The organism is Clostridium sp. C2-6-12, assembly GCF_009928485.1.
Lineage (GTDB): Bacteria > Bacillota > Clostridia > Clostridiales > Clostridiaceae > Clostridium.
On the sequence record NZ_JAABNP010000009.1, the window covers coordinates 138,297 to 161,259 of the forward strand.

At 28.5% G+C, this 22,963-nt stretch carries 19 protein-coding genes, 1 tRNA gene and 1 other annotated feature; of the genes, 15 read left to right on the forward strand and 5 right to left on the reverse strand.

What is annotated here, in order from left to right:
* The first annotated feature begins 32 nt into the window (after positions 1 to 32).
* From GXK56_RS09800 to GXK56_RS09830, 7 genes are all read left to right on the forward strand, one after another.
* On the forward strand, positions 33 to 899 hold the full coding sequence (locus tag GXK56_RS09800) for a site-2 protease family protein (protein ID WP_160687275.1): 867 nt from the start codon (positions 33 to 35) through the stop codon (positions 897 to 899).
* Positions 900 to 1,146: 247 nt separating this feature from the next.
* Positions 1,147 to 3,228, forward strand: coding sequence for a YcdB/YcdC domain-containing protein (locus GXK56_RS09805; RefSeq protein ID WP_160687276.1), 2,082 nt, complete (start codon positions 1,147 to 1,149; stop codon positions 3,226 to 3,228).
* Between the two features lie 161 nt (positions 3,229 to 3,389).
* Positions 3,390 to 3,464 (forward strand) — tRNA-Trp (locus GXK56_RS09810).
* Between the two features lie 259 nt (positions 3,465 to 3,723).
* On the forward strand, positions 3,724 to 3,951 hold the full coding sequence (gene tlp / locus GXK56_RS09815) for a small acid-soluble spore protein Tlp (protein WP_160687277.1): 228 nt from the start codon (positions 3,724 to 3,726) through the stop codon (positions 3,949 to 3,951).
* A gap of 264 nt (positions 3,952 to 4,215) precedes the next feature.
* A complete protein-coding gene (locus GXK56_RS09820; protein ID WP_160687278.1) occupies positions 4,216 to 6,129 on the forward strand; it encodes a flagellar hook-length control protein FliK in 1,914 nt (637 codons plus the stop codon).
* Between the two features lie 236 nt (positions 6,130 to 6,365).
* Entirely contained in the window at positions 6,366 to 6,623 is a 258-nt protein-coding gene (locus GXK56_RS09825; RefSeq protein WP_160687279.1) for an EscU/YscU/HrcU family type III secretion system export apparatus switch protein, read from the forward strand.
* A gap of 107 nt (positions 6,624 to 6,730) precedes the next feature.
* Positions 6,731 to 7,420: a metallophosphoesterase gene (locus GXK56_RS09830; protein WP_160687280.1), complete on the forward strand. Its 690-nt coding sequence runs from the start codon at positions 6,731 to 6,733 to the stop codon at positions 7,418 to 7,420.
* 93 nt (positions 7,421 to 7,513) lie between these two features.
* Here GXK56_RS09830 and GXK56_RS09835 read toward each other — a convergent pair whose 3' ends face one another.
* Together GXK56_RS09835 and GXK56_RS09840 are read right to left on the reverse strand one after the other, a co-directional pair.
* Positions 7,514 to 8,452, reverse strand: coding sequence for a methyl-accepting chemotaxis protein (locus tag GXK56_RS09835; protein WP_160687281.1), 939 nt, complete (start codon positions 8,450 to 8,452; stop codon positions 7,514 to 7,516).
* Between the two features lie 36 nt (positions 8,453 to 8,488).
* Positions 8,489 to 9,169 (reverse strand): DUF2225 domain-containing protein, encoded by a 681-nt coding sequence (locus GXK56_RS09840; RefSeq protein ID WP_160687282.1) that lies wholly within the window; start codon positions 9,167 to 9,169, stop codon positions 8,489 to 8,491.
* Positions 9,170 to 9,479: 310 nt separating this feature from the next.
* Here GXK56_RS09840 and GXK56_RS09845 point away from each other — a divergent pair, with 310 nt between their 5' ends.
* The 5 genes from GXK56_RS09845 to GXK56_RS09865 all read left to right on the forward strand — a co-directional run bounded on the left by GXK56_RS09845 (position 9,480) and on the right by GXK56_RS09865 (position 14,540).
* A complete protein-coding gene (locus GXK56_RS09845; RefSeq protein WP_160687283.1) occupies positions 9,480 to 10,271 on the forward strand; it encodes a GTP pyrophosphokinase family protein in 792 nt (263 codons plus the stop codon).
* 100 nt (positions 10,272 to 10,371) lie between these two features.
* Complete coding sequence (locus GXK56_RS09850) at positions 10,372 to 11,148, forward strand: hypothetical protein (RefSeq protein ID WP_160687284.1); 777 nt, start codon at positions 10,372 to 10,374, stop codon at positions 11,146 to 11,148.
* Positions 11,149 to 11,214: 66 nt separating this feature from the next.
* Complete coding sequence (locus tag GXK56_RS09855; RefSeq protein WP_160687285.1) at positions 11,215 to 12,303, forward strand: AAA family ATPase; 1,089 nt, start codon at positions 11,215 to 11,217, stop codon at positions 12,301 to 12,303.
* Positions 12,304 to 12,368: 65 nt separating this feature from the next.
* Positions 12,369 to 13,703: a VWA-like domain-containing protein gene (locus GXK56_RS09860; protein ID WP_160687286.1), complete on the forward strand. Its 1,335-nt coding sequence runs from the start codon at positions 12,369 to 12,371 to the stop codon at positions 13,701 to 13,703.
* A gap of 156 nt (positions 13,704 to 13,859) precedes the next feature.
* Positions 13,860 to 14,540, forward strand: a complete 681-nt coding sequence (locus GXK56_RS09865) for a hypothetical protein (RefSeq protein WP_160687287.1) — start codon at positions 13,860 to 13,862, stop codon at positions 14,538 to 14,540.
* Between the two features lie 114 nt (positions 14,541 to 14,654).
* Here GXK56_RS09865 and GXK56_RS09870 read toward each other — a convergent pair whose 3' ends face one another.
* Complete coding sequence (locus GXK56_RS09870) at positions 14,655 to 14,984, reverse strand: HesB-like protein (protein WP_160687288.1); 330 nt, start codon at positions 14,982 to 14,984, stop codon at positions 14,655 to 14,657.
* Positions 14,985 to 15,184: 200 nt separating this feature from the next.
* On the opposite strand from GXK56_RS09870, the gene GXK56_RS09875 reads away from it, so the two are divergent.
* Positions 15,185 to 15,934: a class I SAM-dependent methyltransferase gene (locus GXK56_RS09875; RefSeq protein WP_160687289.1), complete on the forward strand. Its 750-nt coding sequence runs from the start codon at positions 15,185 to 15,187 to the stop codon at positions 15,932 to 15,934.
* A 49-nt stretch (positions 15,935 to 15,983) separates the two neighbouring features.
* Here GXK56_RS09875 and GXK56_RS09880 read toward each other — a convergent pair whose 3' ends face one another.
* On the reverse strand, positions 15,984 to 16,562 hold the full coding sequence (locus GXK56_RS09880; RefSeq protein WP_160687290.1) for a TetR/AcrR family transcriptional regulator: 579 nt from the start codon (positions 16,560 to 16,562) through the stop codon (positions 15,984 to 15,986).
* A 210-nt stretch (positions 16,563 to 16,772) separates the two neighbouring features.
* On the opposite strand from GXK56_RS09880, the gene GXK56_RS09885 reads away from it, so the two are divergent.
* Together GXK56_RS09885 and GXK56_RS09890 are read left to right on the forward strand one after the other, a co-directional pair.
* A complete protein-coding gene (locus GXK56_RS09885; RefSeq protein ID WP_160687291.1) occupies positions 16,773 to 18,686 on the forward strand; it encodes an NAD(P)/FAD-dependent oxidoreductase in 1,914 nt (637 codons plus the stop codon).
* Between the two features lie 170 nt (positions 18,687 to 18,856).
* Entirely contained in the window at positions 18,857 to 20,005 is a 1,149-nt protein-coding gene (locus GXK56_RS09890; RefSeq protein ID WP_160687292.1) for a methyl-accepting chemotaxis protein, read from the forward strand.
* A gap of 96 nt (positions 20,006 to 20,101) precedes the next feature.
* On the opposite strand, the gene leuS is transcribed toward GXK56_RS09890, so the two are convergent.
* Positions 20,102 to 22,552 carry a leucine--tRNA ligase gene (gene leuS, locus GXK56_RS09895; RefSeq protein WP_160687293.1) on the reverse strand — a complete coding sequence of 817 codons (2,451 nt, stop codon included), beginning with the start codon at positions 22,550 to 22,552 and terminating at the stop codon, positions 20,102 to 20,104.
* Positions 22,553 to 22,604: 52 nt separating this feature from the next.
* Positions 22,605 to 22,819, reverse strand: a binding site (T-box leader).
* Positions 22,820 to 22,963 lie beyond the last annotated feature (144 nt).

Below are 22,963 nucleotides of genomic sequence, written 5' to 3' on the forward strand. Positions count from 1 at the left end.
ACTTTGTTCTAGCAATATTATAGGGGTTAGAAATGAAGAAATGGTATATAGTATTGATTTTGGAGTTATCAATATTAGTATGGGTTATTGATTTAAAAAGTTATGCTTTAATAAGTTTTTTATGGGTAATGCTTCACGAGGTAGCACACATATTAACTGCAAATAAGTTTGGGTGTAGTTTTAATAATTTAAATATTAATGTATTTGGGTTAAACGCTGAATTAAATAATATTGATGAGCTAACTGAAAAGAATAAATTAATAGTATATTTGGCTGGTCCTTTATTTAACATTTTTATTACTGTGATCATGTATTTAATATATAATTATTATGATTTTGAATTTATACAAGCTAGCATAATGATTAATTTATGTTTAGGTATTTTTAATCTGCTTCCTGCATATCCTTTAGATGGTTCAAGAATATGTGAAATATTATTATCAAAGAAATTCTTATATAAAAAATCAAAGAAAATCACAGAAATTTTAAGTTTTATTTTTTCGGGAATACTGTTTATAATGTTTTGTATAACCCTGTTTTTACATAAGGAGAATATAAGTTTATTTCTTGCTGTTGTATTAATAACATATACTACTTTTTTAGAAAGAGAAAAAACTATGTATATAATAATGGGAGATATGATTAGCAAGGGAAGAAAATTGAAAAAGCATAATTACATAGAAAATAAGACTATTTCTGTGTATTATAAAAAGGGATTAGTGAATGTATTAACTTTAGTTGATAAAAATAAATTCAATAGTTTTTATATACTTAATGAAGATATGGAGCTTTTAGGAATACTAAATGAAGATGAGCTTATAAAAGCTTTAAAGGATTATGGAAATATATCCTTAGAAAAATACATAGAGTTAAGGAAAAATTTAAATAAAAAAGATTAATATTTGCTTTCAGCAAATATTAATCTTTTTTGATTTGTTATAAAAATTATAATTTATTCAATAAGAGTTCAAAGCTTTAAATGTTGAAATTGATCAGAAAAATAAATAAATATAAAATGCAAAATTTGCTTTCATTGAATCGTATTAATATTGAAAAGGGATTTAAATTATTTAATAATCTCAAGACATTCTAATATTAATAATGTAAAATATAGATAAGGAGATAGTGAAAGGAAGGTGTGTAAATATGAAGAAAAGAGGATTTTTTACAAGGATAATAATGGCTTGTTTATTTTTATTCACTATATTTGTACCAGCCTTTGGAGCGGAGGAAGATAGTAAAGGTTTAGAACAGGCAATTTTAAACGCAAAAAATATTATAAAAGTCCCAGATAAGTATAGCGACTTCACACATTATTCTAGTGAACGTGATACCATTGAGGGGAAGGTGAGGATTTGGAGTCTTAATTGGGCAGAGAAGGAAGGAAATCACGGATCTGTATCGGCTTCAATTGGTGAAAATGGTGTCTTATATGAATACAACAAATATGATGGAGATACTGATAAAAAAGGTTTAGCTAAAGTTTCAAAAGATACTGCAAAAATTGCTGCAGATGAATTTTTGAATAAGACAGTTTCAGCATATGCAGCACAAATGAAACAGGTTGCTGATGATTCTAACAATTATTCAGCTCAAGAATATAATTTTGTTTATCAAAAGTTTGTGAATGAAGTTCCAGTTAACTTTGTTACTGTGAGGATAGGCGTAAATAAGTATACTGGAGAAGTTACTTCTTTTAATCAAAACAATCCAGAAATAAAAGGTATGGAATATCCTAGTTTAGATAAAGCTATTACTCAAGCAGATGCTGAAAAAGCATATATAGATAAGCTTGGTATTAACTTAAAATATTATTCATACTATGATTATAAACAAAAAAAAATGAATGTATTCGCAGCATACTCTATATTTGACAATAAGAGTCAAGCTATTGATGCAAAGACAGGAGAAATAATAAAACTTTATAGTGATGATAGAGTATATAAAGATAAACAGGAGTCTGCTGTTGGAGCAGCTACACAAAACACTATGGCGAAGATGAATGAAGAATTAACTAAAGAGGAAACAGAGGCTGTTAAAAATGCTTCAAACTTTATTTCAAAGGAAAAGGCTGAAAGTATTCTAAGAAGTACTTCTGATATAATAACTTCTGATAAGAAGCTTAAAGATGCTACATTAAATAAGAATTATATAAATAATAAATATGTTTGGAATATTTCATTTGATAATGCTTATGGAGAAGTAGATGCTAATTCTGGAGAGGTAATAGCTTTACACTGTTATGAATATGACAATATTTCAGGTAATGCTGTTTCAAAAGAAAATGCAAAAAATATAGCTGAAAAATTTTTAACTCAAATAACTCCTAACAAATTTGCTCAAACAAAATATAAAGAAGCCGAAAATATAATTTATAAAATTTCAGTAGTAGATGAAGGCAATATTGCATCATTCAATTATGTTCGTCAAGTAAATGGAATTGAATTTACAGGTAATTCATTATATGTTCAAGTTGATAAAACTAAAGGAAAGGTTATAGGATATAATAACAATTGGTATGATAATGTTACATTCCCAAGCATTAACCAAGGAATGACTAAAGAAGCTGCATTCAACAAATTTAAGGAATTAAAAACTTTTGGAATGCAATATGCTATGGTAGATAAAGCAAAAACAGCATTAGTTTATAATTTTAAGAATTCAGAAGAAAATTATATTATTGATCCTGTAAGTGGTAAGAGATTAGATCATACTGGACAAGCATATAAGGAAAATAAATTACCAGAATATACTGATATAAATGGACATTGGTCTGAAAAGATAGTAAAAGAACTTTTGGAAAATGGCTATTATATTGAAGGGGATAAATTTAACCCAAATACAAGTATAACGCAAGTTAATTTTCTAAAATATCTTTATTCACCAATGAAAAATAACTATAATGATGATGAATTCTACGATATGTTAATTCAAAATGGTGTTATAAAGAAAGAAGAAAAGTCTCCACAAGCATTTGTTTCAAAGCAAGAAGCAGCAAAATATATTGTAAGGTATTTAGGACATGAGCAAGTAGCAATTCATCCGCAAATATTCATTAATACTTTTAAAGATAATGTGGAAGAAAATTATAAAGGATATGCAGCAATTTGTTATGGATTAAATATCATGAAGGCTGATAATAATGGAAACTTTAATGGAAGCCATATCATAAGCAATGGAGAGGCAGCTGTGATTATTTATAACTTAATTAAGAATAATACAGTTTAATAACAATTTGCATAATTTATTAGTTTAAATATAGAGGATAAATCTCAATAGGTTTATCCTCTATATTTATAATAAAGAAAAGAGTATGTAGAAAAATGCATTTTTAATGAAAAAAATTGTTGCTTTATTTATAGATCTGTTATATAATGATTAATGTCCTTAGGGGTATGGCTCAACGGTAGAGTAGTGGTCTCCAAAACCATTGGTTGTGGGTTCAAATCCTACTGCCCCTGCCATAATTGTCGTAGTACGTTGTACTACGGCTTTTTTATGTTTAAATCATAAAAAAATTAAAAATGATATTATGGTTTGTTATTAACTATATTGCTCTAGTGAAGCAATTATTTCTGTTCCATTAATTATTTGTAGGTATTTTACATTAGGTACTTGCACATAATAAATCTCAATTTTGAACATAATATAAGATGATGGCGTTAATATAATATTTTTATATATTAACTGGTTAACAATATTATTAACAGAGGAGAGATGAAAATGAAGAGTAAACCAGATGATAGGACAGATAATGTAGATAGAATTCAATATAACATTGATAAAACTATCTTAAATTGTGAATTAGCAGATGAAATGATTGAAAAAACAGATGATCCTAAAATGAAAGAGACTTTAAAGGAAAAAAATCAAAGAAGAGAAGAAGCTCTCAGCAGTATGAGAACAGAAATTAAAGATGAAGCAATAGATAAGAAAAATGGATATAGATAATTATGGAGTGCCACTTAGGTGGTACTTTTTTCATGAGTAAATAGATAAGGTCAAAATTTTGAAGCGAGATATAATTAAGTGGTTATAGGATTTTTTATAACAAATAATAATATATATAGAAATAACTTTCAATTATATAAAAAAAGTTAAATATAAAACGAAATTAATTGTGCTTTTTAGTTAATTTATAGTTCATTTATGGTTCATTTATACGATAAGTATATTAGAATAAATTGAAGTGTACGTTGTAGGGGAGAAGATATTATGCCAGGAATTTGGAATATTAATAATGGATATAATGTAAATACAAAAAAAGTTTCTAGCAAATTAACTTTTGAAGTAGGGGAGCGATTTACAGGAAGAATCGTTGAAAAAGGTGATGGAAAAGATGTTACTATAAAGCTTGCTGATGGATGGCAATTTATTGCAGAACTTGAGGGCAATGTAAATTTAGATGATATTAAGTTAGTTAAATTCCAAGTAGAAGGATTTCAAAATGGAAAGCTAAATTTAAAATTAGTTGATGGGGCTACAGAAGATGAAACTATTGGAGATGAAAACTTCCAAGAAGTTATTGAAAAAGAAGGACTTTCAAAAGAAGATATTGATATATTAAAGAAAATGGTTAAACATAATATTTCTTTAACTAGAGATAATATTAATCAAATTAGAGGCCTATTTCAATTTAATGAAAAAATGTCTGCTAATCCAAGAGAAATAGATTCTTTTATTCAAACATATCTTCAAAGTAAGGATATTCCAATTAATAGTGATCAGGGTCAAGCTGTTAAAGAAATGTTGACAAAATTTTTTAATGAGTTTAAAACTATGACTCAAGAAGATATACTTGCATTTGTAGAGAATAATTTAGATTTTTCAGAGGAAAATATATCTAGCTTTAATAAGTTATTTAAGGGTGGAGAGTCAATAGAGCAAATTTTATTTAAAATAAGAAATTCATTAAACGAGCTTGATATTGAAAATAATGTGTCTAAGAATAACTTTGAAAGTATAATGGATAGTAAATTAGTAAATAAGGAAGCCAATATATTGAAAAATTATACAGATAACACTACTGCATTTGCATCAAAAGCTTATAATGAAAATGATCCATTGTCAAAGAAAATAAATGTTTTAGATGTACTTAAAACTTTGGCAAGAAGTGAAGATAGCGAACTAGATATTGTTCAAAAAAATGCTGGAAAAGAAAATAATCAAGTTAAAAATGAAAAAATAAATCTTTCAGCTTCATTGAATGAGAAGCTAGAGAATAAAGAAATTGTTAAATTAATAAAAGACACAATGGGAAATAGTTTGACAAATACAAATATAGATACAGCAAAGACTCAAGCTGAACGTCTTATAGAATCAACCAATAAAACAAAATTGGAAGGTTTGTTAAGTAGCATAGATGGTAAAGAAGTTAAACTTACAGATCAGGAATTTAAAGCATTTAAAGAAGCCTTTAATAATAAAATAGCAGAAAAGCCTGTTGCACAGGAAAATATAGTTAGTGATAAAAATAATATTCAACCTAAAGAAGTTTCTTCGAATATTATAAAAGAAGCCAATGTAGCAAAAGATACATTTGGAAAACTAAATTTTGAAACTTTGGCAAAAGGAAATTTAGAACCTGCAGAAGCAATAAAGGTAGATATGAAAAATAAGATTGATAATGTAAGAGATATAGTTAAAAATTTAATAAATCAAACAGAATTAAAAGATGTAAGCGATAAGGTAATGAATTTGATAAAATCGAATATAAATGATTTTAAGGTTTTTAACTCTATAAGTAATGAATATTATTATTTAAATATGCCTATAAAAGCAGAAAATACAGAATATCCATGTCAACTTATAATAAAGGATAATAGAAAAGATGGTAAAAAGATAGATTCTACTAATACTAAAATGGTTGTTAGTGTAAAGACAATAAATTTAGGAGATGTTGATGGATATTTAACTATGAAAGAGAATAGGATTGATGTAAACTTAAAATGTGAGAATAATTTTATGTCAGTCTTAAACAATAATAAATCTAAATTAGTTAATGGTTTGTCTTCCTTAGGACTATTAGTTAATGTAACTGTATCAGCCAGGGAAAAGCCAGTTGATTTAGTAAGTTGTAGAAATTTCTTTAATGATTTGACTATTTCTACAATTGATATTAAAGTATAATTAAATTAGTTAAGAGTTACACTTATAAAAGAGTAGCTATGCTACAATACGGAACTTTCCTACAATACGGAACTTTCCTACAAATAAGAACTTTGATTAGTTTATAGTTAAGAATTAAGAGTTAAATGGAAAAGTCTCTTTGAAATTTTTAAGTATATTTTAGAAATTGCAGAGCAATTTCATCGAAAACTGTTAATTGTACATTGTTAACTGTCAAAAGGGGAGTGTGCAAGAAGATGAATCAGAGAAAAAAGGCAGTGGCATTAAAATATGAATTTAATAGCGACGCTCCAATAGTTACAGCATCAGGAATGGGACATATTGCAGATAAAATTATTGAAAAGGCTGAGGAAAATAATGTACCAATAGCATATAATAAAGAATTAACTGATTTATTATGTAATGTAGATGTTGGAAATGAAATTCCTACAGAGCTATATGAAGCTGTAGCACATGTAATAGCATTTATTACAGATATAGATAAGAAGCGATAATATGAAGTAATTCTGGAAAATAACAAGAAATAAATTGAGTTATAAGGCATAGAATTCAATTTTACTGTTATTTTCTTTCATATGCGCTATGGAAAGGTGATAAATAAATGGCACTTTATACTATTTCAGATTTGCATTTAGGATTCAATGTTGAAAAGCCAATGGATATTTTTGGGGATAAGTGGAAGGATCACTGCAATAAAATAAAAGAAAATTGGCTTAGTAAAATAAAAGAAGAGGATATGGTGCTTATAGCTGGAGACATTTCTTGGTCTTTAAAAGCAGAAGACAGTAAATATGACCTAGATTGGATAGCTGAACTACCAGGAAAAAAGATAATTAGTAAAGGCAATCATGATTATTGGTGGGGAAGTATTTCTAAGTTAAATAAGTTGTACGAAAATACTAAGTTTCTTCAAAATAACTTTTATGTTTATGAGGATTACGCTATATGTGGAACTCGGGGGTGGATATGCCCAGGGGGAGATAAATATACTATAAAAGATGAAAAAATATATAATAGAGAGCAGATAAGGTTAAGGCTTTCTTTAGAAGCGGCTAAGAAGCAAGGTTTTGAAAAGTTTATAGTTATGCTTCATTATCCTCCTACAAATGAAAAATTTGAAGAGTCTGAATTTACAAAGATAATAAAAGAATATAAAGTAGAAAAGGTCATATATGGACATTTACATGGGCCTGTGTTACTAGGAAAATTGTTGAATGGCTATTTTGAAAATGTTGAATATATACTAACTTCAGCAGATTATCTTGATTTTAATCCTAAAAGAATATTATAAATAAGCTCTCTAAGTATTTAAACTTAGAGAGCTTATTTATAATGATTTTGAGTAGTTAAGCTTTTTGTTTGTGCATAGCATTATTTTATGTAATTACAAGTCTGATATTGCTTTATCTATATTTTTAATAGCAATTTCCTGATCGTGAAGATGAGAAGCAATTTCTTGAGATAGAGCTTCATGTTCTAAGAATAAATTACTAATGTTTTCAACAGAAGAGATAACATTATCTTTTGCTTCAGAGGCGGTAGTTAAATGCACTATACATGTGTTGATTTCATCAGTAGCTTCTTCGATAGAAGATTTTATGTCAGAGAAGCTGCTTTTTGCTTCTTCTAAAGAGTTATATTGAGTAGTTAAAGCTGAATTACCAGAATTCATAGCGTTAGATGCTTTTAAAATATCAACTTTAATTTCTTCAAGTATATTAGTTATACTTTGAACAGCAAGTTTTGAATTTTCAGCAAGTTTTCTAACTTCTCCAGCAACAACCGAAAAACCTTTACCAGCTTCACCAGCTCTAGCAGCTTCTATAGCAGCATTCAAGGATAAAAGATTTGTTTGAGTTGCTATTTGACTTATGGAATCAGTTATGCTATTAACTGATTCTAGCTTTGATACTAAGGCATTTACTGTTGAAGTTGAAACTGTGAAGGCATCTTGAAGTTCAGTAAGTGATGTATCCAAGTGTCCAATTGTACTTAAACCTGTATCGGCCAAATGATCTGTATCTAAGACCTTTATGTGAACATTAGTGATGTTGATTGCTAAGTCTTCCATATTTGAACTGAAATTAGATAACATATTTTTGGCATTACGAAGTTCCTTTGTTTGAGATTCGGTTGAGGATACTAAGTTTGATGCTGATGCTGAAATCTCTTTTATAGAGCTATTTATACTAGCAGAAGTATTTTTTAACTCGTTAATCTTATTGCTACTTAAATCGTGTTTAACTACATTGTTATTTGTTTCGATTTGAGAAATTTGTGGCATCTCATCCTTTGTTTTTTTATTGTTTTTAAAAATTCCCATGCTATATTCCCCCTATTATAAATAAAAAATATATTTCTAAAGACTTTCAGTTTTGATTAAGTCTCTACCAGTACGAGCCATTTCCTTAACTTTATATGAAGAGTTAACACTAACAATAGTTTTTGAAAACCATTGTAATGCTTCTGGATAATTTCCTAATCTTCTATTTAAGTCACCTAGCAGATACATTAAAGAATCCCTTTGTAATCCATAAATAGGGAAAACTTCATATATATAAGCATTATTAAAGCCTTCAAGACCTTGAGCTAAAAATACTTTTTCTTGGTCTGTGTTATTTAAAAGTCTATACATCCAAGCGATTTTTAATGAAAGCATGCCCTTTGTGCTATCTGCAAGATTAAGAAGCAGAGCATTTAATAAAGCTAATTTATAACGTTCTATTGCTAAATTTTCATCTAGAATATCAGGATATTCTCTTGGTTTCCACTTTGGTGTTACATTGCTTAAAACAAGTTCTTTTTTATATGTTTTAATATTATCAAAATCGGATCTCATAGCAGCATAACCACAAGAATTACATAAAATAACATCATAAAAGTATGGATTTACTCCAGAATATCTTATAAAAAAATCTGAATCCTTTGAAATAACTCTTGGTGACTTAGATTTTACAGTCTTAGCCTTAAAATGTGAATTGCAAACAGGACAAATTATCTGTTTGTCAAATAGATGATTTAGTACGTCGGTATCGTTCATAATTTAGTCACCTCATTAAAGTACATTAACAAAAAATTAATATTATGAACTAATTATACCATATTAAATGTGTACATAAATAGGTTATGAAAAAATTTTCAACTTAATGAATAAATTTAATTTTTAGTAATTGTAATGTAATTGATACAATAAATAACCAATATAATAAAATTAAATACACATAATTTAAAGTTTTTGTTATAATGAAAAGGTATGAAGCTTAGAAATTATGATGAGTTTATAAAAGCAGTGATTATATTAAAGATTCTACCTACATTTTGGGGATTATGCTTTGTTAAAGGGTGGTATTATGGCAATAAATGACTGGAAGATTTTTTTAATGCCTTATGAGCAAGCTGTAGAAGAGCTAAAGGTTAAATTAAAATCAATTAGAAAAGAATATAGAAAAAAGAGTGAGTATTCACCTATAGAATTTGTGACAGGAAGAGTAAAAGAAGTATCAAGTATGCTGGAGAAGGCTAATAAATTTGAAATTCCTATAGATAGAATCAGGTATGAGCTTGAGGATATTGCAGGCATAAGAATAATGTGCCAGTTTGTTGATGATATAGATACTGTTGTAGAAATTCTTAGAAGCCGTAAGGATATGCAGATTCTTTATGAAAAAGACTACGTGAGAAATGTTAAAGAAAGTGGATATAGAAGTTATCATATGATAATTAAGTACCCTGTAAATATGGCAGAGGGTTTGGTTGAAATTTTAGCTGAATTTCAAATAAGAACGTTAGCTATGAATTTCTGGGCTACAATAGAACATTCGTTAAATTATAAGTATAAGCAGCATATTCCTGACGAATTACAGGAAAAGCTTAAGAGATCAGCTGATGCGGCTTTTAGATTAGATGAAGAAATGCTTCAAATTAAAGATGAAATTAAAGATGCTCAAAAGTTGTTTGAGGTTAAGTCTAGTTTGATTTCTAATATAATGAATTTATTATTGACGTTAATTTCTTTAGGAAAAGAAACTGAAGCAGCTAGGTATCAAAAAACCTTAAACAAACTAATAGAAGAAGGAGAAGTGTGGGAATTAAATAGTTTGTTATTTTCTGTAAAAAGAGAAGTTGAAAAATATAGAGATTAAGAGGGGCTATGTTTGATAAAGATATCAAACATAGCTTTATGCATATTAGTTAATGAATAATCAATAACTAATTATTGATTTGTTGCAAAGGAGATAATATATGAATAGAGATGAAATGCTAACAAGATTGAAAAATAATCCTGAATTTATTCAAGAGATTTCTGATAGGGATGAAGAATTAGAATTGTTTATAGTAAAAAATAATGGAAACAATATTAGATTTATTAAAAATCCAAGTAAAGAAGTAATTAAGCAAGCAATTAAAAGCACTCCTTTAAGTGTTAAATATATTGATAAGGTTGATGCTGAAATTGGAGTTATGTGTGTTAGAAGTTTGTGGAATTCTTTAGAGTTAATAAAGAATCCAAGTGAAGAAATAGTTGAAGAAGCTGTAAAGACAAAAGGATGGGCTATACAATTTGTAAAAAATCCAAGTGAAAAACTTCAACTTTTAGCAGTAGCAAAGGATTATGATGCAATTAAGTATATAGAAAATCCATCAGAGGAAGTTCAACTTACGGCTATTAGAAATTATTATGCAGCCATTAAGTTTATAAAAAATCCAACTTTGAAAGTAAAAGTAGAAGCTATAAAAGCAAATGGTGAGGCAATAAATTATATTTCTAATTATGATCTAGATGAAGTAAAAGCATTTATTGGAGAAAACATAAATGTAGTTAAGTATATTTTTGAGAGTATAGATGTAGAACTAGTAGTTGAAATAGTTGGAGAAAAGATTAAAGAGGAAAATATTGATAAAAAGTATATTGAAGATTTTTTAGAATTAGAAATTTTAGAAATGGATAAGATTAATTTCGTTAATCAATATGGAAGTAAAAAGGCTAAAAAACTGCTTGTAGATTATAAACTATCATAAGCGGTGAATGATTATGCACTTAAATTATTCATTATTAATTAAATAATAGATTTAGAGGTGAAAAGTTTGAATTATTCAGAATGTTTAAAGACTGTAGATTTAATTGTTGCATCAAATGATGTACCTTTAATTATAGGAGAAAGTGGAATTGGAAAGACTTCATTAGTTAAATATATAGCTAAAAGCAATGGGGATTATTTAGTTACAATAGATGCTAATTTATTAAAAGAAGGAGAAATAGGTGGGCTGCCTGTAGTTGAAAATGGAGCAACTGTCTATGCAACTCACAATAAGCTTATTGAAATTAAAAAAGCATTAAAAGAAGATGAAAATAGAAATGTAATCTTATTTATAGATGAATTAAATAGATGTGATCATGCAGTAGCTCAAGAGCTTATGAATTTGATTTTAAACAGAGAAATTAACGGTTATATATTAGATGAAAGGGTTAAGGTTATTGCAGCTATGAATCCATCAAATAAGAATGATGGTTTTTATAATAGTAGATATGATGTAGTAGATATGGATCCAGCCCAAGAAGATAGATTTGTATGGGTAAAGCTTGATTCGGATATTAAGGAATGGATTAAGTGGGGAATGAGTCAAGATGGAAATATAAATGAACATATTATAGAATTTTTATCTACTTTTCCAGAATATCTACATATGCCTAATTCAGATGAAACAATTAAACCTACACCAAGAAGCTGGGAAAGAATTTCTAAAGCTTATGATGTATATTTAAAAAATAAAGAAAAGTATTCCTTTGACATATTTTTAAATGCTGTAAAAGGGAATGTAGGAATAAATATTGCGAATGATTTTGGAAGTTTCTTAATAAACTTAAAAAAGCCATTAATAAGTGTTGAAGACATTTTTGCTAATGAGATTTTAGATTTTGAATTGAAGGAAAAGGTCAAAAAAGAAAGTCATTCGAGATTATACATATTGGCTAAAAATTCATTTAGATATATAGAAAATAAGCCTGAAGATAGAAATTTGGAGTTGTTTTCTAATTTATTAGATTTGTATCCTAGGGATCTAAGACTTGGAATAATGAAAGAAGTAAAAAGAGATTCTAAAGATGGAATATATGAAAAATTGTTAGACAAAGACGAATTTTTAGAAGCATTCTTCAATATATTTAAGTTGTAATTAATGATAAAGCCAAATTAGTGTATAATTTAAAGTAGTTAAAAATAAAGAAAGGAGCAGCATATATGGATTTTGAAGAAAGAAGACAGCAGCTTTTAAAAGAGGCGTATTCATTAGAAGAAAAATTAATTTCTAATGGTGATTATAAAAATCGCTTTTTTGAACTAGTTCAAGATGTAATATTATATTTACTGCAAACTCAGGATATATTTTTTGGACAATTTATGCTTAGAGTAAAACGTGGTATAGATCTTAGTTTGACAGTGCCAATTGCTACTATTCCTAAACGTGAAGGCTTTAATATGTATTTTAATCCATTTTTCTTTTTAAACTGCACTAGAAAAGAAATGGGTGCACTGTTTAAACATGAAATATATCATATAATGAATTCACATTTTGAAAGGGAAAAAAAGCTTAAAAATAAAGTTAATAAAGAAGCCATAAGTGTTGCTCTTGATATTTCAGTTAATCAATACATAAAAGATCTTCCTGGTTTTAGCAAGAAACTTGCAGGCGTAAATATGGAGTATAAAATATTTCTTGAAGAAAACAAAAGTATTGAAGAGTATGCAGAAAAAATATATAAATCAATTAAATCAAGGATTAAAGAAAATAAAATCACCAAGGACGATGATATAAAATATGAATTAGACATTACAAAAGCGCATGAGCTATGGGATGAAATAGAGTTAAGTGAAGAGGATATTAAAAGCTTAACTAAAAAGACAGCATTAAGTGCATATAGCAAAGATACTCCAAAGGGATTAGAAAATATAATTTTAGCTTATGAGAAAAAGCCAGAAATATCTTGGCAAGAGGTACTTAGAAATATTCTGCCAGCTGTAAAAGCAGGATATAAAAAGACAATAACAAGAAAAGATAGAAGACAGCCAGATAGGCTAGATTTAAGAGGAAGACTTCCTAAAAATGAAACAGAACTTATTGTAGCTATTGATATAAGTGCAAGCATGAAGGAAGAGGATATACATAAAATACTTATAGAGATATTGTCTATAGCATCAATATCAAAAAGTAAAGTAACAATTATTGAATGTGACAATGAAATACGGAGTATATATAAACTTACAGGTGAAAAAGATATAAGAAAAAGAGTTAAAGATAACGGGGCAACAGAATTTTCACCAGTATTTCAATATATTGCAGATAATAATTTAAGAAAGTCAGTATTGATTTATTTTACAGATGGTGTTGGTGAAAAAGAATTAAAGGTTAAACCTATAAATAAGAACACAATATGGGTAATTTCAGGAAATGAAGATTTGTCTTTAAAAAATTCTTATGGTGAGATAAAAAGAATAAATACCGAAGAAAGAGAAATTGTAGAAGGAAATATAGGATTAAAAATGATTAATGAAGCTATACATGATTGGGCTAGGTAAGTTAATGTAGTTTATTAAATAAACTACATCAAATAATAACTATTTTATCAGAATATGTTACTTTAATTAGAAAAGTATAATTAATTAAAATTAACTTTAAATATGCAAATATAAGCTTATATGTTAAAATGAATTGTAAGGCAGGAGGGATACTTCTTGGTAAAAGGATTTAAAAACATAGATTATGTTATGATAATCTCCGTAGTTCTTATAGTAAGTGTAATAGTAAATATATATTCCATAATAAAATTAAATGATTATAAATATAAGGTAGACCAACAAGCCTATCTTAATATAGAAGATTTCAAACAGAGAAATGAAAAAAATATGGATATATTAGCAAAGAGTATTGAAGCTGGAAGTATAAAGAATGAAGAGATGTTAAAGCTTTATAAAAACTATGATGGAATGTCTAGTGAAATAATGGAATTATGGCAGCAATACGGGCAATACACGCAAAATTCTAAATTTATATTTTCTAAAAATATAAAAACAAATAAGATAGTAGAAAATGATATACATGGAAAAATAAAAGAATATATGCTATCTACTTTAAATAGGGAAATGAAAAATGAAAGAAATAAATTGCAATTAGAAGGGGAAGATTTAGAATCTTTTAAATATATGTATGAGATTTCGTCAAGAATATATGAAAGTTTTAATAAATTTAATGAAGAGAAGTTAAAGGGAATAAAAGGTGAAGAAAAAGAAAAGCTAGTTATAAAAGAGCATTATTGGGTAGATATGTTACAAAATATATATGAAATAAGTAATGATTATATCAATGTGCAATGGAAAATAGAAGCACAAAATGAGGAAATAAAAAATGTAGAATAAATGATAGATATTCTAGCATTTATTCTACACTATTTGATTAAGGAAACTCGACTCCCTTTGGTCGCTGAGTAAGTTCAAATATCCAAATATAAAATTTGGATTTTCACTTAAGGTTTAGTGACATCCAGCACAAGAACCACCGCATCCACTTTCAGGTTGGATAACTGGTTTCAAGCTTAATCCATTACCTTCATTTTCTTCAGAAGAAAGTATAATGAAACCACCAAATTGATCTGTTAAGCTTTTTTCATACATAAATGTAATATCATTGATTTTTTCAACTTCATCAGCATCAGTTGCTTCAGAAACAGATATATTAAAAATAGGACCGCTGCATGCGAAACCTGCAAAATTTATTCTAATATTAAAATCAGTGATTTTATTTTCTTCTAAGAAAGATTTAAATTCATCATAAGCCTCTTGACTTATAGTAACATTTTTCATATAAACACCTACTTTAAAAAAATATTAATGATATTTCAATCATTAACGTAAGTATAGCATATATATGTCAAAATAAAAAGTTAATATTAGTGGTTATATTATTGTAAATAATATGCTATTATAGTATGGTTTATTAAATATATAAATGTAAATTGTACAATAAAACTTTTGATTTAAATATTTCTAGAAGGGGAATTACTATGAAACCATATAATAAAAATTTTGTGTTCCAAGAGATGAAACGGTATAATAAGCTAATTGGTTCGGGAACTTGTGGTAATTATACAATAACAAAAAATATCATAAAAAAGCAAAATTTACATGGATATATGTATGAAAATAAAGAAGATTATAACATAGATGTCATTGAATTATACAAAGATGACAATAAGCTAATGCAGCTTACTCCAAAAGAAATAGAAAGTGCTTATGGTGCGATTCATTGTGCATATGGAAAAGTTGGTATAGTAGGACTTGGAATAGGATATGTGGTTCAGGAAATTGCTAAAAGGTGCGATGTTCAGGAAGTAATAGTATATGAAATAAGTGAAGAAGTAATTAAATTATATAATCAAAATTTTAAGCCAAATGAAAAGATAAAAATATTAAATCAAGATGCTTTCAAAGCAAAGCCTGATAAATTTGATTTTTTTTATGTAGATATATATAAATATAAATTAAATTCAAATGTAGTTGAAGATTATAAGTTTTTTATGAAGTTACATGAAATTGAAGAGTATGCGTTTTGTGGAATAGAGCATTTTTTATTAAGCTGTAAATATGAAGATATAGTATGGGTGTATGTTCCAGAAAACTGGATTGCTATGAGCAAAAAGGCATATGAATCTTTGGATTCATCAGGTTATATTGATCAATATAAGCCATTAGATGAAGATTTGGTTAAGAGAATATTAATGGAATTTAAAGAGATATTAAATGCAGATGATTAGATTCGAAAAATAAGAAGCTAACGTTAAAAGAAATTTTAACGTTAGCTTCTTATTTTTTTCTGAATTCGGGCGATACATCATAAATATTTTCTAATGATTTGCGAATTTCTGTTTTCCAATCAAAATTACCTTTTTTAATACACCAGGTTACTTCATGTCCTAGAAATACATAAGCAGAGGCTTTATATAAATCTTCAGCATCACTTTTATTTCTTATCTGATTAGCTTCCTGACCTTTTTTTATTATTAATACTGCAATATTAGTTAATTCTTCTCTAAGATCATAACTGCCAAAGTCTTCTTTTAAGTTGCTAATCATCATTTGGCTGAAAAAATCAGTTCCATATTTATAAGCTTCAGCTACAAGAGATTCAAAGCATACCATTAACTGCTCCCAGTAATTATCCATAGAAAAGATAGAAATAAGATGTTGGCTTATGTTATGTGTTAATGAATCATAAAAATGCAAAATAATATCTTCTTTTGATTTTAGATGATAATAAAAAGTAGTTTTAGAAATATCACAAGCTTCGCAGATATCTAAAACTGTAACGTTTTGATAACCTTTTTCAAGGAATAATTTATTGGCTGTTTCTATTATAAAATTTTTAGTAGTTTTATTTTTCATAATTGCCTCCAAATTTGTAAATAAGCCTAAATAAAATACTATATACAATAATGACTTATTATTTTTTGCTTGGCTTAAGGATTAAACAAAATCAAATATATGATAGCATATTTTATAAAATAAATCCATATTGACTATTGTTTACCAAATTGATATTATATTACTGTGGTAATATAATATAGAACCAAGGTAAGGGGAAGGTGTATTTTTATGTTAAAATTATTTGAGAAAACACAAATTGGTAGTATGAAACTTAAAAATCGTATTGTTATGGGACCTATGGGAACTACAGGAGAGGCAGATGGATCGTATTGTACAGAAGGAATTCGTTACTTTGAAGAACGTGCTAAAGGTGGAACAGGTCTTATTATCACCGGTGCAAACGTTGTTACAACTAAATATGAACCACGTCCTTGTACTGAACTAAGCAATTTTCATCATGTTGAGCGTTTGAATATGTTAATAGAGCGTTGTCATCATTATGGAAGTAAGGTATGTGTTCAAATTTCACCAGGCCTTGGACGTCAACAGTTTACAGATCCATTTACTCCACCTTATTCAGCAAGTGAATGTAGTGCTTTTTGGTTTCCAAATTTAAAATGTAAGCCATTTTCAAAAGAAGAGATTCATGACATTGTAGAAAAATTAGGTTTTTCAGCTAGTCTTGCTAAAATGGCTGGGGCAGATGCAGTAGAATTACACGCATATGGTGGATATTTATTGGATCAATTCCATTCAAGACAGTGGAATACTCGTACAGATGAATATGGTGGAGAGTTAAGAAATCGTATGAGATTTACTTTAGAATGTATTGAGGCAATTCGTAAAAATGTTGGTCCGAAATTTCCTATACTTGTAAAATTTACACCTGTTCATCGTGTTGAAGGCGGACGTGAATTAGAAGAAGGATTAGAAATGGCTAAAATACTTGAGGCTGCAAATGTAGATGCTCTTCATGTTGATGTTGGCTGCTATGAAGCTTGGCATAAAGCAATCTCTACAGTATATGAAAAAGAAGAACATCAAATGGATGTTGTTGAAGCCGTTAAGAAAACAGTAGGGTTACCAGTTCTTGGACAAGGAAAAATGTTTGATCCTGAAAAAGCTGAAAAAGCTGTTACAGAAGGAAAGACAGATTATATTGTACTAGGACATCAAATGCTAGCAGATCCAGCTTGGGCTAATAAAGTTAAAGCAGGAAACACAATGGATATTGCGCCTTGTATTGGATGTAATGAATGCTTGCTTGCAGGTTTTTCAGGAAAGCATTATTATTGTGCTGTAAATCCACTATGCTATGCAGAAGATGATTACAATCTTTCAGAAAAGAATGAAGCAAAAAAATCTGTATTGGTTATTGGTGGTGGCCCTGGTGGAATGTCAGCTGCTATTACTGCTGCTAAACGTGGCTTTGAAGTAGAGTTATGGGAAAAATCATCTAAATTAGGTGGTAATCTATGGGCAGCAGGTTTACCTACCTTTAAACATGATGTGTTAAGATTAATTACATACATGGAACGTCAAGTATTAAAATTAGGAGTTAAGGTTGTCTTGAATAAAGAAGCAACAGCAGATGCTGTTGCGGCTGGTAAGTATGACAAGGTGGTACTCGCTACTGGTTCAAGAGCATTTATGCCTCCAATTGAAGGAATAGAAACAGCAGCACCTTCAAGTGATTATTTATTAGGAATTAAAAAGCCAGGTAAAAAAGTTGTTGTTATTGGTGGTGGACTTGTAGGCTGTGAAACAGCAGCATATATGAAAGAGACTGCCGAAGAAGTAACAATAGTTGAAATGCTTGGAGACATTTTAGCAATTGCAGATCATTGCTTAAATAATGATCAAGCCTTGAGAACAATGATTAAGGAAAGAAATATTGGAATTGTAGGCAATGCAAAGGTAACAAAAATAACTCCAAATGGAATTAATTATACAAAAGATGGACAAGATAATATACTTGAATGTGATACAGTTATTATTGCAGCTGGTTATTCTCCAAATAATGAATTAGAAAATGAATTAGAAGGAAAGGTTCAAGATTTAACTGTTATAGGAGATGCAGAAGCCCCAAGAAAGATTCTTACTGCTGTACATGAAGGCTATCATACAATACGAGTAATGTGATTAAAATAGAAATAATAAAGAAAGATGTTAAAGATTCTTATAATTAACATCTTTCTTGTTATTGAATGAATAATATAAAAATAAACTAATATATTGCAATCTATTTTTAGTACAATATATTTTTCTAATTATATTTTCACAATTTTTTTGTTTATTGGGAGGAAAAGATAATGATTCATATCAATATGTTAAACACTATAAAGAATCTGGCAGAATTGCAAATTGCCAATGAAATGAGTAAAGGGATATTTGGGATTCTAGAAGGAGAAAATATAACTTGGCAGATTTCTTCAAGTTCGTTTAATATTAAAGCCTTTGAAACAGGTAAAAAAGTAGATACGAATAATGTAATATTAAAAGCTAATCATGAAAAAAAGACTGTAACTGAAGAATACTCTGAAGAAGTATATGGAATCAGATTAAAAATAACAGCTATTCCTATTATTAATGATGATAATGAGAGTGTTGGTGTATTTTATATGTTAAATCCAATAATGCATGATTTAAATAATGCATTTAAACACTTTGCTCCAATTGTAGATGAACTGTTTCCAGACGGAGCTTATTTAACAATAACAGATAAGGAAAAAATAACTGAAAAATTCGCAACTGAAAAATTTGATATACCTGAAGTTCAGCCAGGTTTCAGCATAGTAGAAGACCCAAATGTTAATGAATGTATAAGAACTGGGAAAAGTAAGGTTGTAGATATTGATACTTATGATTATGGGAAACCTCTTAGAGTATTAGTATATCCTTATTTTAATGAAAAGACAAAGGAAGCAGATGGAGTTGTAATGGTAACTAGACCTAAGGAAACTGAACTAAGCCTTAGGAATATGTCCATTAGATTAAAAAACAGTCTTTCAAATATGGCAGCTACAGTTGAAGAATTAGCAGCATCAGCATCAGAAATACATGTGAATGAGCAAAAGCTAAGTGATAATATTAAAGAAATAACATTATTATCAGAACAAATTAATGAGGTTAGTAATTTTATACATCAAATAGCTAATCAAACTAAAATGCTTGGGTTAAATGCATCTATAGAAGCAGCAAGAGCAGGGGATTTTGGTAAAGGCTTTGGGGTTGTTGCTAATGAAATCAGAAATTTATCTGAACAATCAAAAAATACTATTTCTAAAATTAATAATCTCACTCATGACATAATAAGTAAAGTAGAAGAATCAAATCAAAAAAGTCAAAGCTCTTTGGTATCAAGTCAAGAGCAAGCTGCAGCAACTCAAGAAGTTAGTGCTGCTATACAAGAAATAACTTCATTATCTGAAGAATTAAATGAAATTTCAGGTAAAATATAAAGTACATATATAAAGTTGAAACTTTAATATAAATACATAATTAAAATAGAAATTCCTCCATTAAATGAAAAAATATCATTAATGGAGGAACTTTTATTATTTTACAACTATATTAACAAGTCTTCCTTTGATTACAATTACTTTAACTATAGTTTTACCGTCAGTATTTTCTTTAATAGTTTCATTTTCTAAAGAAGCTGCTTTTATGCCTTCTTCATCTAAGTTTGAAGCTACCATGATTTTAGCTTTTATTTTACCGTTAATTTGAATAGCAATTTCAACTTCATCTTTAACTAAAGCAGAAGGATCAAATTCTGGCAATCTTTCATTAAATACTGTTGAAGTATTTCCAAGTAAGCTCCATTGTTCTTCAGCAAAGTGAGGTGCAAATGGTGCAAGTAGTTTTACGAAATCAGCTATAGTATCTTTTAAGAAGGCTGGATTTTTAGTTTCTTCTTGAAGATATTTGTTAATAGCATTTGTAAGTTCCATAAGTCTTGCAATTGCAGTGTTAAATTGCATTTTATCTGCATCTTCTGTAACTCCTTTTATAGCAGTATGCTTCCAGAAGTTTAATTCTTTTTCTGATGAATCTACAGAAGCTTTAGTATTTTCATTTGAGTTAATTACATTTCTGCAAGCTTCTAAAGTTCTTTCAATTCTGTCTACGAATTTACCAACAGATTTGATTCCGTCATCACTCCATGCTCCACCTTCAGTGTATCCAAATCCAAACATTAAATACATTCTAAATACATCAGCACCATATTCTTTAATATAATCATCAGGAGAAATTGTATTTCCTTTTGATTTACTCATTTTAAGCCCATCTGGTCCTAAGATTAAACCTTGGTGAGTTAAACTTGAGAATGGTTCATCAAAGTTTAAGTAGCCCATGTCTCTTAAAGCTTTTGTGATGAATCTTGCATATAATAAATGCATACAAGCATGTTCTGGTCCACCAACGTATTTATCTACAGGAAGAATCTTATTGATTTTTTCTGGATCAAAAGGTGCATCAGTATTTTTATTGTCTGCATATCTTAAGTAATACCAAGAAGAACAAACGAAAGTATCTAAAGTATCAGCTTCTCTCTTTGCAGGTTTTCCACAATGAGGACAAGTTGTGTTGATAAAGTCTTCAGACTTACCTAATGGTGATTTACCATCTGGAGTAAATTCAACATTATAAGGAAGTTCAACTGGAAGATCCTTTTCAGGTACTGGAACTATTCCACAGTCGTCACAATAAATAACTGGAATTGGAGCACCCCAATATCTTTGTCTTGAAACTAACCAGTCTCTTAATCTGAAGTTAACCTTCATTTCTCCTAGTGCATCTTTTTCTAATTCAGCAATTATAGCTTTTTTACCTTCTTCAGTTGTTAGACCATCAAATTTTCCTGAGTTAACAAGAACGCCATATTCACAGTAAGGAAGTTCTGGGTTTGTATTTTCTTTGTCAGTTATAACTCTTTCAATTGGTAAATTGAATCTTGTTGCAAAAGCAAAGTCTCTTTCATCATGAGCAGGAACTGCCATAACGCATCCAGTACCATAAGTAGCTAATACATAATCAGCAATCCAAATAGGAACTACCTTTCCGTTAATAGGATTTATAGCATAAGAACCAGTGAATACTCCTGATTTTTCTTTTGAAGAAGATTGTCTTTCTATATCAGATTGTTTTGCAGCTTCTTCTTTATAGTTTTCAACAGCTTCTTTATATTCTGGTAATGTTAATTGATCAACTAATTTATTTTCAGGAGCTAAAACAACATAAGTTACACCATTTAAAGTATCAGCTCTTGTAGTAAATACATCAAATTGTAAATCTGAATCCTTAACCTTGAAAGTAACTTGTGCACCGTAAGATCTTCCAATCCAATGTTTTTGCATTGATTTAGTCTTTTCTGGCCAATCTAAATCATCTAATTGATCAAGTAATTCATCAGCATAATCAGTTATTTTAAAGAACCATTGAGTTAAGTCTTTCTTTTTAACTTCGGTGCTACATCTCTCACAGGCACCATCAACAACTTGTTCGTTAGCTAAAACTGTGTTACAAGATGGACACCAGTTTACAGGAGCATTTTTTCTGTAAGCTAATCCTTTTTCATATAGTTTTAAGAATAACCATTGAGTCCATTTATAGTAATCAGGAAGACAAGTAACTACTTCATTTTCCCAGTTAAACATAGCACCCATTGATTTTAATTGCTTTTCCATAGTTTCTATATTTTTCAATGTAGAATCTTGTGGATGAATACCAGTTTTTATTGCATAGTTTTCAGCTGGTAATCCAAAAGCATCAAAGCCCATTGGTTGGAATACATTATACCCTTGCATTCTCTTAAGTCTTGCCCATGAATCAGTTGGTCCATAGTTAAACCAGTGACCAGCATGTAATTGGGCACCTGATGGATAAGAGAACATTTCAAGAGTATAAAGTTTTTTATCTGAACTTTCAGGATTAAACTTGTAAGTTTCATTCTCTTCCCAGTATTTTTGCCATTTTTCATCAATTTTAGTTCCGTAATTTGCCATTATTAAGCCTCCTAAATATTTAATTACAAATAAAAAAGCTTCCATCTCTATATAAAGAGACGAAAGCATATATTCCGTGGTACCACTCTTAATTAGAAGAAAAAATAAAATTAATTCTTCTCACTTAATATTTTAACGGATTTACCCGTACTTGCTTTTAACAAGTAAGCTCCTAGGCAAGTTCATAATAACATAACACTGTTTTTCACCAAGCAACAGCTCTCTTAAGATATGAATATTACTAATACTCCTAATCATCGCTAATATAAAATTTAATAACATTATATATTAAAAAATCTAAAAAAGTCAATATAAGTAATGCTTAAAATAGTGGAAATTACGGAAGAATAAATTATGTAAGTAAAACTTAAGACTTTTAATAACTAGAAACAAATAAATGAAACTAGAACA

Excerpts from the sequence above, each read along its gene's own strand:
- GXK56_RS09800 (WP_160687275.1), top strand. The coding sequence starts at position 33 with ATGAAGAAATGGTATATAGTATTGATTTTGGAGTTATCAATATTAGTA.
- GXK56_RS09805 (WP_160687276.1), top strand. The coding sequence starts at position 1,147 with ATGAAGAAAAGAGGATTTTTTACAAGGATAATAATGGCTTGTTTATTT.
- tlp (WP_160687277.1), top strand. The coding sequence starts at position 3,724 with ATGAAGAGTAAACCAGATGATAGGACAGATAATGTAGATAGAATTCAA.
- GXK56_RS09820 (WP_160687278.1), top strand. The coding sequence starts at position 4,216 with ATGCCAGGAATTTGGAATATTAATAATGGATATAATGTAAATACAAAA.
- GXK56_RS09825 (WP_160687279.1), top strand. The coding sequence starts at position 6,366 with ATGAATCAGAGAAAAAAGGCAGTGGCATTAAAATATGAATTTAATAGC.
- GXK56_RS09830 (WP_160687280.1), top strand. The coding sequence starts at position 6,731 with ATGGCACTTTATACTATTTCAGATTTGCATTTAGGATTCAATGTTGAA.
- GXK56_RS09835 (WP_160687281.1), bottom strand. The coding sequence starts at position 8,452 with ATGGGAATTTTTAAAAACAATAAAAAAACAAAGGATGAGATGCCACAA.
- GXK56_RS09840 (WP_160687282.1), bottom strand. The coding sequence starts at position 9,169 with ATGAACGATACCGACGTACTAAATCATCTATTTGACAAACAGATAATT.
- GXK56_RS09845 (WP_160687283.1), top strand. The coding sequence starts at position 9,480 with ATGGCAATAAATGACTGGAAGATTTTTTTAATGCCTTATGAGCAAGCT.
- GXK56_RS09850 (WP_160687284.1), top strand. The coding sequence starts at position 10,372 with ATGAATAGAGATGAAATGCTAACAAGATTGAAAAATAATCCTGAATTT.
- GXK56_RS09860 (WP_160687286.1), top strand. The coding sequence starts at position 12,369 with ATGGATTTTGAAGAAAGAAGACAGCAGCTTTTAAAAGAGGCGTATTCA.
- GXK56_RS09870 (WP_160687288.1), bottom strand. The coding sequence starts at position 14,984 with ATGAAAAATGTTACTATAAGTCAAGAGGCTTATGATGAATTTAAATCT.
- GXK56_RS09875 (WP_160687289.1), top strand. The coding sequence starts at position 15,185 with ATGAAACCATATAATAAAAATTTTGTGTTCCAAGAGATGAAACGGTAT.
- GXK56_RS09880 (WP_160687290.1), bottom strand. The coding sequence starts at position 16,562 with ATGAAAAATAAAACTACTAAAAATTTTATAATAGAAACAGCCAATAAA.
- GXK56_RS09885 (WP_160687291.1), top strand. The coding sequence starts at position 16,773 with ATGTTAAAATTATTTGAGAAAACACAAATTGGTAGTATGAAACTTAAA.
- GXK56_RS09890 (WP_160687292.1), top strand. The coding sequence starts at position 18,857 with ATGATTCATATCAATATGTTAAACACTATAAAGAATCTGGCAGAATTG.
- leuS (WP_160687293.1), bottom strand. The coding sequence starts at position 22,552 with ATGGCAAATTACGGAACTAAAATTGATGAAAAATGGCAAAAATACTGG.